The organism is Micromonospora sp. NPDC018662, from assembly GCF_044391475.1.
Classification (GTDB): domain Bacteria; phylum Actinomycetota; class Actinomycetes; order Mycobacteriales; family Micromonosporaceae; genus Micromonospora.
The window spans coordinates 346,154-360,220 of record NZ_JBISAC010000002.1 but is presented as its reverse complement, the minus strand read 5'-3'; the positions used below and the strand labels follow the sequence as shown (position 1 = coordinate 360,220).

General features: G+C 73.5%; 12 protein-coding genes. 9 read left to right on the top strand and 3 right to left on the bottom strand.

The genetic code is table 11. The features are described from left to right. The first annotated feature begins 59 nt into the window (after positions 1-59). Complete coding sequence (locus tag ACH495_RS06970) at positions 60-872, top strand: response regulator transcription factor (protein WP_396856816.1); 813 nt, start codon at positions 60-62, stop codon at positions 870-872. Between the two features lie 12 nt (positions 873-884). Here the strand turns inward: ACH495_RS06970 and ACH495_RS06965 are convergent, their stop codons facing one another. After that, a complete protein-coding gene (locus ACH495_RS06965) occupies positions 885-1,289 on the bottom strand; it encodes a DUF5319 domain-containing protein (protein WP_396856815.1) in 405 nt (134 codons plus the stop codon). A gap of 197 nt (positions 1,290-1,486) precedes the next feature. Here ACH495_RS06965 and guaB point away from each other — a divergent pair, with 197 nt between their 5' ends. From guaB to ACH495_RS06950, 3 genes are read left to right on the top strand one after another with little or no spacing between them, the layout of a single operon-like run. After that, the gene (gene guaB / locus ACH495_RS06960; RefSeq protein WP_396856814.1) at positions 1,487-3,049 is read left to right on the top strand and encodes an IMP dehydrogenase; all 1,563 of its coding nucleotides are present in this window, start codon (positions 1,487-1,489) and stop codon (positions 3,047-3,049) included. A gap of 36 nt (positions 3,050-3,085) precedes the next feature. Continuing rightward, on the top strand, positions 3,086-4,204 hold the full coding sequence (locus tag ACH495_RS06955) for a GuaB3 family IMP dehydrogenase-related protein (RefSeq protein ID WP_107158862.1): 1,119 nt from the start codon (positions 3,086-3,088) through the stop codon (positions 4,202-4,204). Positions 4,205-4,230: 26 nt separating this feature from the next. Then, positions 4,231-5,685: a M1 family metallopeptidase gene (locus tag ACH495_RS06950; protein WP_396856813.1), complete on the top strand. Its 1,455-nt coding sequence runs from the start codon at positions 4,231-4,233 to the stop codon at positions 5,683-5,685. A gap of 53 nt (positions 5,686-5,738) precedes the next feature. On the opposite strand, the gene ACH495_RS06945 is transcribed toward ACH495_RS06950, so the two are convergent. Then, on the bottom strand, positions 5,739-6,839 hold the full coding sequence (locus tag ACH495_RS06945; protein ID WP_396856812.1) for an LCP family protein: 1,101 nt from the start codon (positions 6,837-6,839) through the stop codon (positions 5,739-5,741). 131 nt (positions 6,840-6,970) lie between these two features. On the opposite strand from ACH495_RS06945, the gene ACH495_RS06940 reads away from it, so the two are divergent. Beyond that, positions 6,971-8,653, top strand: a complete 1,683-nt coding sequence (locus tag ACH495_RS06940; RefSeq protein WP_396856811.1) for an FAD-dependent oxidoreductase — start codon at positions 6,971-6,973, stop codon at positions 8,651-8,653. Positions 8,654-8,772: 119 nt separating this feature from the next. Beyond that, positions 8,773-10,329, top strand: coding sequence for a glutamine-hydrolyzing GMP synthase (gene guaA / locus ACH495_RS06935; RefSeq protein WP_396856810.1), 1,557 nt, complete (start codon positions 8,773-8,775; stop codon positions 10,327-10,329). 7 nt (positions 10,330-10,336) lie between these two features. Here the strand turns inward: guaA and ACH495_RS06930 are convergent, their stop codons facing one another. Continuing rightward, on the bottom strand, positions 10,337-10,663 hold the full coding sequence (locus ACH495_RS06930; RefSeq protein WP_396856809.1) for a PspC domain-containing protein: 327 nt from the start codon (positions 10,661-10,663) through the stop codon (positions 10,337-10,339). A 144-nt stretch (positions 10,664-10,807) separates the two neighbouring features. On the opposite strand from ACH495_RS06930, the gene ACH495_RS06925 reads away from it, so the two are divergent. From ACH495_RS06925 to ACH495_RS06915, 3 genes are all read left to right on the top strand, one after another. Beyond that, positions 10,808-11,755, top strand: coding sequence for an NUDIX domain-containing protein (locus ACH495_RS06925; RefSeq protein ID WP_396856808.1), 948 nt, complete (start codon positions 10,808-10,810; stop codon positions 11,753-11,755). Positions 11,756-11,845: 90 nt separating this feature from the next. Further along, positions 11,846-12,796 carry an NUDIX hydrolase gene (locus tag ACH495_RS06920; RefSeq protein ID WP_396856807.1) on the top strand — a complete coding sequence of 317 codons (951 nt, stop codon included), beginning with the start codon at positions 11,846-11,848 and terminating at the stop codon, positions 12,794-12,796. A 345-nt stretch (positions 12,797-13,141) separates the two neighbouring features. Beyond that, a complete protein-coding gene (locus tag ACH495_RS06915; RefSeq protein WP_396856806.1) occupies positions 13,142-14,053 on the top strand; it encodes a CDP-alcohol phosphatidyltransferase family protein in 912 nt (303 codons plus the stop codon). The last annotated feature ends 14 nt before the right edge of the window (positions 14,054-14,067 follow it).

Sequence of the window (14,067 nt, the reverse complement as noted above, 5' to 3'; positions counted from 1 at the left end):
GGAACCCCCTCCCGACCCGACCCGCACGTGGTCTGCTCTGAGTCGGAGAGGAGACCACAGTGCGTAGCGTTCTGATCTGCGTTCGGACCCCACTGGCAGCCCAGCATCTGACCTCCGCGGCGGCGCGGCTCGGGCTGTCCGGCGCCGTCCGGACGGCCGTCTCCGATCCCGAGGTGATGTTGCGGCTCGCCGAGCGTCCGGTCGACGTCGTGTTGGCCGACACCGCCCTGACCCGGCCGGACAGTGCCGGCTTCGTGCGGCGGGTGCTCGCCCGCGCGCCCCAGGCCGCGGTGCTGCTGCTCGGTGCCGAGGAGTCGGAGTCGGCGGCGGCCACCATCAGCGCCGGCGCCCGGGGCCTGATCCAGAACGCCGACCACGACCTGACCAGCGCGGTGGCCAAGGCGCTGCTGCTGCTCTCCGCCCCCGGACGGGCCAACCGGCACCGGGTCGCCGACACCGCCCGGGACGCGGCGGCGGTCGGCGGGCCGACCCGGGCGGCGACGCCGGGGCGTACCCCGGGCGGGCCGGGCTGGCCGGCGACGGCGACGGATCCCGCGGGCCTGCCCACGGTGGTGCCGGTGCAGCGTGGGGAGGACGCCAACGACCCGGCGGCGGAAGGCGCGGAGGGGCCCCAGCCGGGCCCCGGCCAGCGCCCGGCGCGGACGCCGCGCAGCGCGATCGGGCTCACCGAGCGTGAGCTTCAGGTGCTGCTCGGCATGGCGGAAGGCAAGAGCAACGCGGAGATCGGGCGGGAGCTGTTCGTCTCCGAGGACACCGTCAAGACGCACGCCCGACGGCTGTTCCGCAAGCTCGGCGCGCGCGACCGGGCGCACGCGGTGGCCGCCGGTTTCCGGGCCGGCCTGGTCGCCTGAGCCCGGCCGGGCTCACTCCGACGCGGCGTCGTCAGTGCCCTCGGTGAGCGTGTCGTGCACGCCGTCCGCGTAGCCCCGGGCGTAGTCCCAGCTCACGTAGTGGTCGGGGTCGGGATCGTAGGCCGGCTCGTGCACGCGCGGACGCCCCGAGTTGAGCAGGTGGCGCAGGTTGCCCCGGAGCAGGTCCCAGTCGAAGTAGTGCGGCTCGCGGCAGTCCTCGCACTCGATCACCAGGCCGCGCACCCCGATCGGCTGGAGCAGGGCCTGGTAGATCTCCAGATCGGCGAGATCCTCCAGCACGTCCTGACGCTCGACCTCGGTCAGCGGGTCGAGCGTGTCCTCCTCGCCGGCATCGTGCAGGCCGGCAGCCGGATCGGCCGGGTCGCCGTTGAACGGGTCGATGGGCTCGTCGTGCACCCCCTCACCGTAGCCTCCGAGCCGCCGGAAAGCCCGCCCCCGGCCCCGCTGTGGCCCGGCCTACGTCGGGCCCGCCACTGCCCGGGGCGGGCCGGGCCAGTGGGTACGATGAGGCGACGCGCCGTCACACCGGTGCGCGCCGGTGTCCGCGCGCGCCGCCTCGCTGCAGCCCGTTCGACCAGCTCAGGGGAGCAATCGTGGAGAATTCGCCCAGCACCGAGAACCCGACCGGCCCCGACGGCGGCGAGCTGGGCGGCCATCTGCCCGAGTTGCCGGCCGGTTCCGCCCGGGTGGTGCCGCTCGGGCTGACCTTCGACGACGTGCTGCTGCAGCCGGGCGAGTCGGACGTCGTGCCCAGCCGGGTCAACACCCGCACCCGGCTCACCCGCAACATCGAGCTGACCGTGCCGCTGCTCTCCAGCGCGATGGACACCGTCACCGAGGGCCGGATGGCGATCGCCATGGCCCGCCAGGGCGGCATCGGCGTGCTGCACCGCAACCTCTCCGTCGAGGACCAGGCGCTCCAGGTCGACCTGGTCAAGCGCTCCGAGTCCGGCATGATCACCAACCCGGTGACGGCCAGCCCGGACGACACGCTCCGCGACGTCGACGCGCTCTGCGGCCGCTACCGCATCTCCGGCGTGCCGGTGGTCGACGGGCAGGGCCAACTGGTCGGCATCGTCACCAACCGCGACATGCGCTTCGTCTCCGACCCGGCCACGCCGGTCCGCGACATCATGACCCGCACCCCGCTGATCACCGCGCCGGTCGGGGTGAGCAAGGACGACGCGCTCGACCTGCTGCGCCGTCACAAGGTGGAGAAGCTGCCGATCGTGGACGGGTCCGGCGCGCTGCGCGGCCTGATCACGGTGAAGGACTTCACCAAGAGCGAGCAGTACCCGAACGCCACCAAGGACGACGCGGGCCGGCTCCGGGTCGCCGCCGCGGTCGGCGTGGGCGAGGACGGCTACAAGCGGGCCCGCGCGCTCGTCGACGCCGGCGTCGACGTGGTCATCGTGGACACCGCGCACGGTCACCAGCGGGCCGTGCTGGAGATGGTCGCCCGGCTCAAGCGGGACGTGACCATCGACATCGTGGGCGGCAACATCGCCACGTACGCGGGCGCGAAGGCGCTGGTCGACGCCGGTGCCGACGGCGTCAAGGTGGGTGTGGGGCCGGGCGCCATCTGCACCACCCGGATCGTGGCCGGGGTGGGCGTGCCGCAGGTCACCGCGATCATGGAGGCGGCCCGGGCCGCCGGGCCGGCCGGCGTGCCGGTGATCGGCGACGGCGGCATCCAATACTCAGGCGACATCGCCAAGGCGCTGGTGGCCGGCGCCGACACGGTGATGCTCGGCAGCCTGCTGGCCGGCTGCGAGGAGAGCCCCGGTGAGCTGATCTTCATCAACGGCAAGCAGTACAAGGCGTACCGGGGGATGGGCTCGCTCGGCGCGATGCAGTCGCGTGGTCAGGGCAAGTCGTACTCCAAGGACCGCTACTTCCAGCAGGACGTGATGGCCGAGGACAAGCTGGTCCCGGAGGGCGTCGAGGGCCAGGTGCCCTACCGCGGGCCGCTCGCCCAGGTCGCCCACCAGCTCATCGGCGGCCTGCGCGCCGCCATGGGCTACGTCGGCGCCGAGAGCATTCCGGAGCTGCACCGGCGGGGCCAGCTCATCCGGATCACCGCGGCGGGGCTCAAGGAGAGCCACCCGCACGACATCCAGATGACCGTCGAGGCACCCAACTACCACTCCCGCTGACCTCTCCCTCCACCCCCGAACACACCTGGAGTCCCCATGCGTGACGTGGTCGAGATCGGGCTGGGCAAGACCGCGCAGCGCGGTTACCACCTGGACGACATCGCCATCGTGCCGAGCCGCCGCACCCGGGACGTCGACGACGTCTCCACCGCGTGGCAGCTCGACGCCTACCCGTTCGGCATTCCCTGCGTCGCGCACCCCTCGGACGCGACCATGAGCCCCGCCTCCGCGGTGCGCCTCGGTGAGCTGGGCGGCCTCGGCGTGCTCAACGTCGAGGGCCTCTGGACCCGGTACGAGAACCCGGCCAAGATCCTGGAGGAGCTGGCCGGCCTCGGCGAGGACGCCCGGGCCACCAAGCGGCTCCAGGAGGTCTACGCCGAGCCGATCCGCCCCGACCTGATCGCCGAGCGGGTCCGCGAGCTGCGGGCCGGCGGCGGCACGGTGGCCGTCCGGGTCTCGCCGCAGCACACCCTGGCGCTGGCCCCGGTGATCCTGGACGCCGGCGTGGACATCCTGGTCATCCAGGGCACGCTGGTCTCCGCCGAGCACGTCTCCACCACCGACGAGCCGCTGAACCTCAAGGAGTTCATCGCCGACCTCGACCTGCCGGTCATCGTCGGTGGCTGCACCGACTACAAGACCGCGCTGCACCTGATGCGCACCGGCGCGGCCGGCGTGATCGTGGGCATCGGCGGCGACGACTGGTCGACCACCGAGTCGGTGCTCGGCATCCGGGTGCCGATGGCCACCGCGATCGCCGACGCGGCCGCGGCCCGCCGGGACTACCTCGACGAGACCGGTGGCCGGTACGTGCACCTGATCGCCGACGGCGACATGCAGACCTCCGGCGACATCGCCAAGGCGCTCGGCTGCGGCGCGGACGCCGTGATGCTCGGCGAGCCGCTCTCGCTCTGCGAGGAGGCCCCGGCCGGCGGCGCCTGGTGGCACTCGGCGGCCAGCCACCCGTCGCTGCCCCGGGGCGCGTTCGAGGTGGCCGGTGAGCCGATCGGCTCGATGGAGCGGCTGCTGTTCGGCCCGGCCGACGAGCCGGACGGGCAGCTCAACCTCTTCGGCGGCCTGCGCCGCGCGATGGCGAAGTGCGGCTACCGCGACCTCAAGGAGTTCCAGAAGGTCGGTCTGGTCCTGGACCGCTGAGCAGGCATTCGAAAGGGATCGGAACGATGACGCGGCACGGCGGACGACGACGGTTCGGGCTGCTGGCCTGCGGCACGCTGCTGCTGGCCGGCTGCGGGCCGGCCGAACCGGACCGGGGCGCCGCGACGACCGCGCCCGCTCCCACGGCCGCCCGCAGCTTCGCGCCCGGCGCGTCCGGCGCCGGCGACCCCTACTACCCGAGCTACGGCAACGGCGGTTACGACGTCGCGAACTACACGATCAAGGTGCGCTACGACCCGGACACCGACAAGCTCACCGGCACCGCCACGGTGCGGGCCACCGCCACCGCCAACCTGTCCGCGTTCAACCTGGACCTGGCCGGGCTGACCGTCCGGTCGGTCACCGTGGACGGCGCCGCCGCCCGGCACGCCCGCACCGACGACGAGCTGGTCGTCACGCCGGCCACCGGGCTCACCGCCGGCAACGGCTTCGTCACCGAGATCCGGTACGACGGCAAGCCGACGCCGCTGCGCACGGAGGCGCTCGGCGAGGGCGGCTGGCTGCACACCGCCGACGGGGCGATCGCGCTCGGCCAGCCGGAGTCGGCGAGCACCTGGTTCCCGGTCAACGACCACCCGTCGGACAAGGCCACCTACGACGTCGAGATCACCGTGCCCAAGGGGTTGACGGCGGTCGGCAACGGCGTGCCGAAGGGGAAGTCGACGGCCGGCGACTGGACCACCTGGCGCTGGTCGGAGAGCTCGCCGATGGCCAGCTACCTGACCACCGTGGCGATCGGGAAGTTCCGCGTCACGACCGGCGAGCACAAGGGCCGGCCGGTGTGGAGCGCGGTCACCACCCAACTGCCCGAGGGCGCGCCGGACCGCTCGATCGCCCGTACCGTCGAGGTCGCCGACTACCTGGAGAGCCTGTTCGGGCCGTACCCGTTCGACGCGTACGGGGGTGTGGTGGTCTCCGACGCCCGGATCCGGTACGCGCTGGAGACGCAGAGCCGGCCGGTCTACTCCGCCGGTTTCTTCCGGCAGGGCGACAACACCGACGTGGTGGCGCACGAGCTGGCCCACCAGTGGTACGGCGACAGCGTCTCCATCCAGCGCTGGCAGGACATCTGGCTCAACGAGGGGCTGGCCACGTACGCGGAGTGGCTCTGGGCCGAGCACAGCGGGTCCTCGACCGTGCAGCGCACGTTCGAGCAGAAGTACGCGGGCGCCTCCGGCGTGGTGTGGCGGACGCCGCCGGGCCGGCCGGGGGTGGAGAACCTGTTCGGCAGCTCCGTCTACGACCGCGGTGGGATGACAGTGCACGCCCTGCGGATCGCGGTGGGCGACACCGCGTTCTTCACCATCCTGCGGACCTGGGCGGCGGAGCGGAAGAACGGCAACGCCACCACCGCGGACTTCGTGGCGCTGGCGGAGCGGGTGTCCGGCAAGCAGCTCGACAAGGTCTTCGACGCGTGGCTGTTCGGCACCGAGCGCCCGCCCGTGCCGAAGGCCAAGTAAGGCGGGGCCCCCGCTTAACGCATTCTGCATAGGCGGGGCCCCCGCCTAACACCTCAGGTCTTGACCCGCAGCGACGGGTGGGCGGACAGGAACGCGTCGACCCGGCCGCCGCGCAGCGCGGTGAGGAAGTCGCGGCCCAGCGGCTGGAGCTGTTCGCCCCGGTAGGCGCCGCCGCTGCCCACCCCGGTGCCGGGGAGCCCGACCAGGGTGATCCGGTCCGCCGGCATCCCGCCCAGGGCGTACGCGAAGTCGATCAGTTTCCGGCCGCCGCCGACGTACACCAGGGTCCTGCCCAGCGCGGCGACCACCTGCTCGACCCGCTGCGGATCGCGGGCCGTGCCCTGGTCGAGGAGCTTGCGGGCGAGCGCGCGGATCAGTTGCTGCTGGTGCCGCTGCCGGGTGTAGTCGCCGCCGGCGGTGTAGCGCTGCCGGGCGTAGTCGAGCGCCTGCCAGCCGGTCAGGTGCCGGTCGCCCTTCTGGTAGACCATCTGCGGTCCGGTGTACCCGCTGCCGGCCAGCGGCCGCATCGTGCCGTCCGGGCGGCGGTGCCGGGAGGCGACCTTCTGGTCGACGTAGAGGTCGACGCCGCCGAGCGTGTCCACCAGCTTGTCGAAGCCACCGAAGGTGACCACCGCGCCGGCGTCGATACGCAGCCCGGTGTAGCGGGCGACCGTGGCGCGCAGGAGTTCGTACCCCTGGGCGGTGCTGGGGTGGGCCTTGTCGCCGGGGACGCGGCTGCCGTAGCTCATCGCGTGGGTGAGCTTGGTCTTCCCGCCCGGGTAGCGGGCCTTCGGGAAGGCGGGAATGTCGACCACGAGGTCGCGGGGGAGCGAGAACAGGTACGCCCGGCCCAGCCCGGCGGGCACGTGCAGCACCAGCACGGCGTCGGCGTGCGGCTCCCAGCCGGGGATGCTGACCCGGGTGTCCACGCCGACGAGCATCAGGTTGAGCGGGCCGGTCAGGTCGGCGCCGGGCGGCGGGGTGGGGCTGGCGGTGGTCGTCGCCGGCGTGGGTGAGCCGGGTGGCGAGGTGGCCGGCGCGGCGGCCCGGGTCGGCGCGTCGTGCCCCACCAGTCGGGTGGTCACCACCGCCCCACCGGCGATCAGCAGTGCCGCCACCAGGGCGGCCAGACCCAGCAGGCGTCGTCTCGTCACGGCTGTTTCCTCTCCCCGTCGGATTCGACGCGTCCGGGGGTACCAGAGGTTGCACCGGCGGTCGAGCGCTCTGCATGATCTGCGAAAAACGCGTGCTGGCGCCATAGCTACCCGTCGGTAATGATGCGTGCATGCGCTACGACGTGGTCGTCATCGGTTCCGGCTTCGGCGGCAGCGTCACCGCGCTGCGGCTGGCCGAGAAGGGCTACTCGGTCGGTGTCCTGGAGGCCGGCCGGCGTTTCGCCGACGAGGAGTTCCCGCGTACGTCCTGGCAGGCGCGGCGGTTCCTGTGGGCGCCGAGACTCGGCTGCTTCGGGCTGCAACGGATCACGCTGCTCCGCTCCGCCGACCGCAAGGCCGGTGGCGGCGTCCTGGTGCTCTCCGGCGCCGGGGTGGGCGGCGGGTCGCTGGTCTACGCGAACACGCTCTACGAACCGCTTGACGCGTTCTACGCCGACCCGCAGTGGCGGGACATCACCGACTGGCGCGACGAGTTGGCCCGCCACTACGACCAGGCGAAGCGGATGCTCGGCGTCACCACGTACCCGATCGACACCGGCGCGGACCGGGCCATGCGGGCGGTGGCCGAGCGGATGGGGGTGGCGCACACGTTCCACCCGACCCCGGTCGGCGTGCACATCGGCCGTCCGGGCCAGCGGGTGCCCGACCCGTACTTCGGCGGGGTGGGGCCGGACCGCACCGGGTGCAGCCACTGCGGGTCGTGCATGACCGGCTGCCGGCACGGCGCCAAGAACACGCTGGTCAAGAACTACCTGTGGCTGGCCGAGCGGCTCGGCGCGCAGGTGCACCCGCTGACCACGGTGACCGCGGTACGCCCCGACCCGGCGGGCGGCTACGCGGTGCACACCGCGCGCACCGGGGCCTGGCTGCGCAAGCGCCGCGCGGTGATCCACGCCGACCAGGTGGTCTTCGCGGCCGGCGCGCTCGGCACCCAGCGGCTGCTGCACGAGATGAAGGCGACCGGCGCGCTGCCGGCGCTCTCGCCCCGGCTGGGCGAGCTGACCCGGACCAACTCGGAGGCCATCCTCGGCGCCTCGGTGGCGTCGGGTGCGGCCCGGCGGCGTGGCCTGGACTTCTCCGAGGGCGTGGCGATCACCAGCTCGTTCCACCCGGACCCGCAGACGCACATCGAGCCGGTCCGCTACGGCAAGGGCTCCAACGCGATGGGCCTGCTCCAGTCGTTGCTGGTCGACGGCGGGCCGCACCGGGTCCGGCGCTGGCTGGGCAGCATCGTCCGGCAGCCGGGGCTGGCCGCCCGGATGCTGTCCGTCCGGGGCTGGTCCGAGCGCACCGTGATCGCGCTGGTCATGCAGTCGGTCGACAACTCGCTGACCACCCGCTGGCGCGGTCGCCGGCTGGTCTCCGGCCCCGGCCACGGCGCGGCCAACCCGACCTGGATCCCGGCCGGCAACGAGGCGGTCCGGCTGCTCGCCGAGGAGATCGACGGCACGCCGGGCGGCGCGGTGACGGAGCCGTTCAACATCCCGATGACCGCGCACATCCTCGGCGGCGCGGTGATCGGCGCCACCCCGGCCGACGGCGTCGTCGACCCCTGGCACCGGGTCTACGGGCATCCGGGGCTGCACGTGGTGGACGGCGCGGCGGTCTCGGCGAACCTGGGCGTCAACCCGTCGCTGACGATCACCGCGCAGGCGGAGCGGGCCATGTCGTTCTGGCCCAACAAGGGCGACCCGGACCCACGCCCCGCGCCCGGCTCCCCGTACACCCGCGTGCCGCCCGTCCCCCCGCGCACCCCCGCCGTCCCCCCGCACGCCCCCGCCGCGTTGCGGTGAAAGGAGGGGGCCCCTGTTAACGCCTCCGGTAGAGGCGGGGCCCCTTCTTAACACCCGGCGAGCGACGTGCCGCCGGGGCGCGTCCGCCGCGCCGGTGACTGTCGGTAGGCTTTGTGCGCATGAGCACGCCTCGCCCCGTCCTCGTGGTGGACTTCGGAGCCCAGTACGCCCAGCTCATCGCGCGCCGTGTCCGGGAGGCGAGGGTCTACTCGGAGATCGTCCCGCATTCCATGCCGGTGTCCGAGATGCTGGCGAAGAACCCGGCCGCGATCATCCTGTCGGGCGGTCCGTCCAGCGTCTACGCCCCGGGCGCCCCGCAGATCGACGCCGGCATGTTCGACTCCGACGTGCCGGTCCTCGGCATCTGCTACGGCTTCCAGGCCATGGCCCAGGCGCTCGGCGGCACGGTGTCGCGCACCGGCAACCGCGAGTACGGCGGCACCCCGCTGCGCCCGCGTCTGACCGAGCCCGGCGTGCTGCTGCGTGACCTGCCGGCCGACCTGCCGGTCTGGATGAGCCACGGCGACTGCGTGACCGAGGCGCCGGCCGGCTTCACGGTCACCGCCGAGTCGGCGGGCGCGCCGGTCGCCGCGTTCGAGGACCTGGCCGGCCGCCGGGCGGGCGTGCAGTTCCACCCCGAGGTGGGGCATACCGCGCACGGGCAGGAGATGCTGACCCGCTTCCTGTACGACATCGCCGGCGTGGCCCCGACCTGGACGCCGGAGAACATCATCGACGACCAGGTCGCCCGGATCCGCGAGCAGGTGGGCGACAAGGAGGTCATCTGCGGCCTGTCCGGCGGCGTCGACTCGGCGGTCGCGGCGGCGCTGGTGCACCGGGCCGTGGGCGACCAGCTCACCTGCGTCTTCGTCGACCACGGGCTGCTGCGCGCCGGCGAGGCCGAGCAGGTGGAGAAGGACTACGTGGCGGCGACCGGCATCAGGCTCAAGGTGGTCGACGCCCGGGAGCGGTTCCTCGGCGCGCTCGCCGGGGTGACCGATCCGGAACAGAAGCGCAAGATCATCGGTCGGGAGTTCATCCGGGTCTTCGAGGCCGCCGCCCGGGAGATCGCCGCGCACGGCGACGTGGAATACCTGGTCCAGGGCACGCTCTACCCGGACGTGGTGGAGTCGGGCGGCGGCACCGGCACCGCCAACATCAAGAGTCACCACAACGTCGGCGGCCTGCCCGAGGACCTGAAGTTCTCGCTGGTCGAGCCGCTGCGCACGCTGTTCAAGGACGAGGTCCGCACGATCGGCCTGGAGCTGGGGCTGCCCGAGGCGATGGTCTGGCGGCACCCGTTCCCGGGCCCGGGCCTGGCCATCCGGATCATCGGCGCGGTCGACGAGGAGCGTCTCGCCGTGCTCCGCCGGGCCGACCTGATCGCCCGGCAGGAGCTCACCGCGGCCGGTCTGGACCGGGGCGTCTGGCAGTTCCCGGTGGTGCTGCTGGCCGACGTCCGCAGCGTCGGCGTGCAGGGCGACGGGCGCACCTACGGGCACCCGGTGGTGCTGCGCCCGGTCTCCAGCGAGGACGCCATGACCGCCGACTGGTCCCGGCTGCCCTACGAGGTGGTGGCCCGGATCTCCACCCGGATCACCAACGAGGTCGCCGAGGTCAACCGCGTGGTGCTGGACGTGACCAGCAAGCCGCCGGGCACCATCGAGTGGGAGTGACGCCGGCTCACGCCGCCGGCGGCGGCCCGGCCTCCGGTCGCGCGCTCCCCGGCGCGGCCGGCGGGACCGGCGGCCAGCCGGGCGCGGTGCCCGGCGGGTGCGGCCAGGCGGGCGCGCCGGCCGGCTCCTCGGGCATCAGGAACCACATGATCGGGTACGCGAGCGCGGCCAGCCCGCCGGTGAGCACGGTGGTGACCGCGAAGGCCACCCGGACCAGGGTGGGATCGACGGCGAAGTAGCGACCGAGGCCGCTGGCCACGCCGGCGATCATGCGGTCGCTGACCGGCCGGCGAAGCTGCTTGTACGGGGCCTGGGAGGGGTTCGTGGAGGTCATGTGTCAACGGTCCCGCGACGGCCGGCGGTCGACCTCGGTGACCGCCCGGACACTTACCCTGACCCATCCCTGAGACGCCAGCGAAGAGTCAGGAATCTGACTCTTTTCGATGGAGGTAACCGCAGCCGGGGAGAATTTGCTCCCGTGACCACCTCGCTGGAGCCGCTGCGCAGGATCGCGGCATACGCAGTTTGTGCTGATTCGAACGGCCGAGTGTTGCTGGTCCGCGCATCGGAGCGCTCCGGCACCCCCGGCACCTGGTCCCTCCCTGGAGGGGCGGTCGACCACGGTGAGGACCCCAAGCACACAGTCGTCCGGGAGACCGCGGCCGAGACCGGGCTCTCCGTCGCCGTCGCCGGCCTGCAGGACGTGCTCGCCGACATGCGGGCGCTGCCCGAGCGGCACATCACGATCCACACCGACCGCCTGCTCTACACCGTGTCGGTGCGGGGCGGGACGCTCACCGAACGGGTCGACCGCCCCACCGACCTGGCCCGCTGGTTCACCCTCGACGAGGCCCGCGAGCTCCCGCTGCGGTCGTTCACCGCGCGTGCCCTGGGTCTGCCCACCTCCTCCCACGACGTGGTGCCGGAGGAGGTCCCCGAGTTCCCCTCGTTCTACGCCGTCCCCGGCCCGGACGGGCTGCACCGCGCGCAGCGCTTCGCCGCGTACGCGGTGGTGACCGACCCGGAGGAACGGGTGCTGCTGACCCGCGTCTCCGACGGCTACCCGGGCGCCGGCTGCTGGCACCTGCCCGGCGGTGGCACCGACTACGGCGAGCAGCCGGCCGCGGCGCTGATCCGGGAGCTGGTCGAGGAGACCGGGCAGACCGGCCGCCTGGTCGAGCTGCTCGGGGTGGCCAGCCACCGCGACGCCGCCTCGCTCGGCCCGGAGGGCTACCCGATCGACTGGCACGGCGTCCGCGCCTTCTATCGCGTGGTCGTCGACCAGCCCGCCCCGCCCACCGTGGCGGACGTGGGCGGCTCCACCTGCGAGGCCCGCTGGTTCCGTCGCGAGGAGCTGGGCGCCCTCCCCACCGACCGCCTCACCGAGGTGACGGCCGAAGCCGTCCACGCCGCCCACCTCCTCTGACCCTCACCCGCCCCCCACCCGCCCTCACCCCCCGCGTCGGTGATCATGAGGTTGGCGGGACGAAATGTCCGTCCCGGTGCCGCTAACCTCATGATCGACGCGGCGAGTGGGCGCGGGGAGTGGGTGGGAGGGCGCGGGGTGGAACGGTGGCGGCGGGTCGGGGCCTACGGGGTCCTTCGGGACGGGGCGGGGCGGGTGCTCCTCGCCCGGGGGTCGGTCCGGTGCCCGTACCCGGGGGTGTGGCAGTTGCCGGGCGGCGGCGTCGAGCACGCCGAGCACCCGGCCGACGCCGTGGTGCGCGAGTTCGCCGAGGAGACCGGGCTGACGGTGGCGGCCGGCCGGATCGCCGACGCGATCGCGGACGTGGCCGTCTCCCGCGCCGACGGGGTGGCGGTGCACACCGATCGGCTGATCTTCGAGGTCGAGGCCCGGGGCGGACGGCTGCGGCCCGAGCCGGCCGGCGGCAGTGACGAGCTGGGCTGGTTCACCCCCGACGAGGCCACCGGCCGGCCACTGATGCCGTTCACCGCCGAACTGCTCGGCCTGCCCGTGTCACCGCTGCCGGCCGACCTGCCCCGGGCCCTGCCCGCCCGGCCGGCCACCGACCGCCGGCAGCGTTTCGCCGCGTACGGGCTGGTCACCGACCCGGACGACCGGGTGCTGCTCACCATGATCGCCCCCGGCTATCCGGGCGCGGGCAAGTGGCACCTGCCGGGCGGCGGCACCGACCACGGCGAGCAGCCGGCCGCCGGGCTGCTCCGCGAGCTGGTCGAGGAGGCCGGGCAGTTGGGTCGGGTGGTCGAGCTGCTGGCGCTGGACAACCTGCACACGCCGGCCGCACTCGGTCCGGAGGGCCGTCCGCTGGACTGGCACGGCATCCGGGTGATCTACCGGGTCCGGGTGGACGCGCCGACCGAGGCGGTGGTGACCGAGCTGGCCGGCGGATCCACCGCCCGGGCCGCCTGGTTCACCCGGGCGCAGGTGGCCGGTCTGTCGATGACCGAGGTGGCGGTCCGGGCCACCCGGCGGCGAGTGAGCTGAACCGCTCACCGAGCCGCCCTGGGCCACCTCCGGTACAGTCAGGAGGTGGGACGGCGGAGAGAAAAGGGCGTTGCGGCCCGAGATGGGAATAACTGAGCGGTTCGTGCGGTTGAGGCAGATATAAGTACCGCCGGCAGCTATCGCCAAGCCCCCGTCCCCTGTGCAATGGTGTACTCCGCAAATGGGCTGCCGGGCCCGAAAGGTCCGGCACGAGACAGCCGGACACCCGCCCCGATGTGGGCGGCCAGCCGATCCGGTGATGGAGGAAACGTGCCGAGAGCCCCATGGCGCCGGCGTCGTACGACTGACAGTCCGCGCCCCGCAGGGCGTCGCTGGGCGGGCCGGTTGCGCCGCAGCAGCACGTTCGCCCGCCAGGTGCTGCTGGTCCGGGTGGGTCGCCGGGACGGCCTGACCGGCCCCGGAACCGACCTGGTCACCCCCGACCGCCGCTACGCCGACCGCCAGCGCCTCCGCTACGGCCGGTTCGACGCCGACGTCGAAGCGGTACGCCCGATCAGCCCGGCGCTCCCGATGACCGCGCCGGTCGACGAGTCCCCCGCGATGTCGATCCCGCTGCTGCCGGGAGAGCGCACCGCCGCCCGGCGCGCCAAGTTCGCGCTGGTCAACGCGTGCACCCTGAGCAGCCTCATGCTCGGCATGCTGGCCATCTTCCTGGCCATGCAGGGCGAGGTGCGGCTCGCCGCGGTCTGCCTGATCGCGTGCGTCGCGTTCGACGGCCTCGACGGCGCCCTGGCCCGCAAGCTCGGCGTGGCCAGCCCGTTCGGCGCGCAGATGGACTCGCTGGCCGACATGTGCTCGTTCGGCCTCGCCGCGCCGGTGGTGGTCTACGCCTCGCTGGCCGGCTCGGTCCCGCCGGCAGCCGCCGCGGTCGCCTGCGCCCTGGTCGCGGCGTGCGCGGCCATCCGGCTCGCCCGGTTCAACGTCTCGCCGAAGGACGGCCGGTTCTTCTGCGGCGTGCCGACCACCATGGCGGCGATGGTGCTCGCCCTGACGGTGGCGATCGGGGTGCCGGTCCCCGGCCTGGTCATGGTCGCCGGCGTGGCGCTGCTCGCCTTCGCCATGGTGTCCAGCTTCCCCTACGCCAAGCTCGCCCGGCTGGTGAAGTTGCCGCCGTGGCTCTGGGTGGCCCCGGTGGTCGGCGCCCTCGTCGACATCCGGCTCACCTTCGCCCTCGTGGTGGTGGGCTACCTGGTCAGCGGCCCGCTGCTCTGGCTGCACCAGCGCCGCGCCGCCTGACACGCGTCACGTAA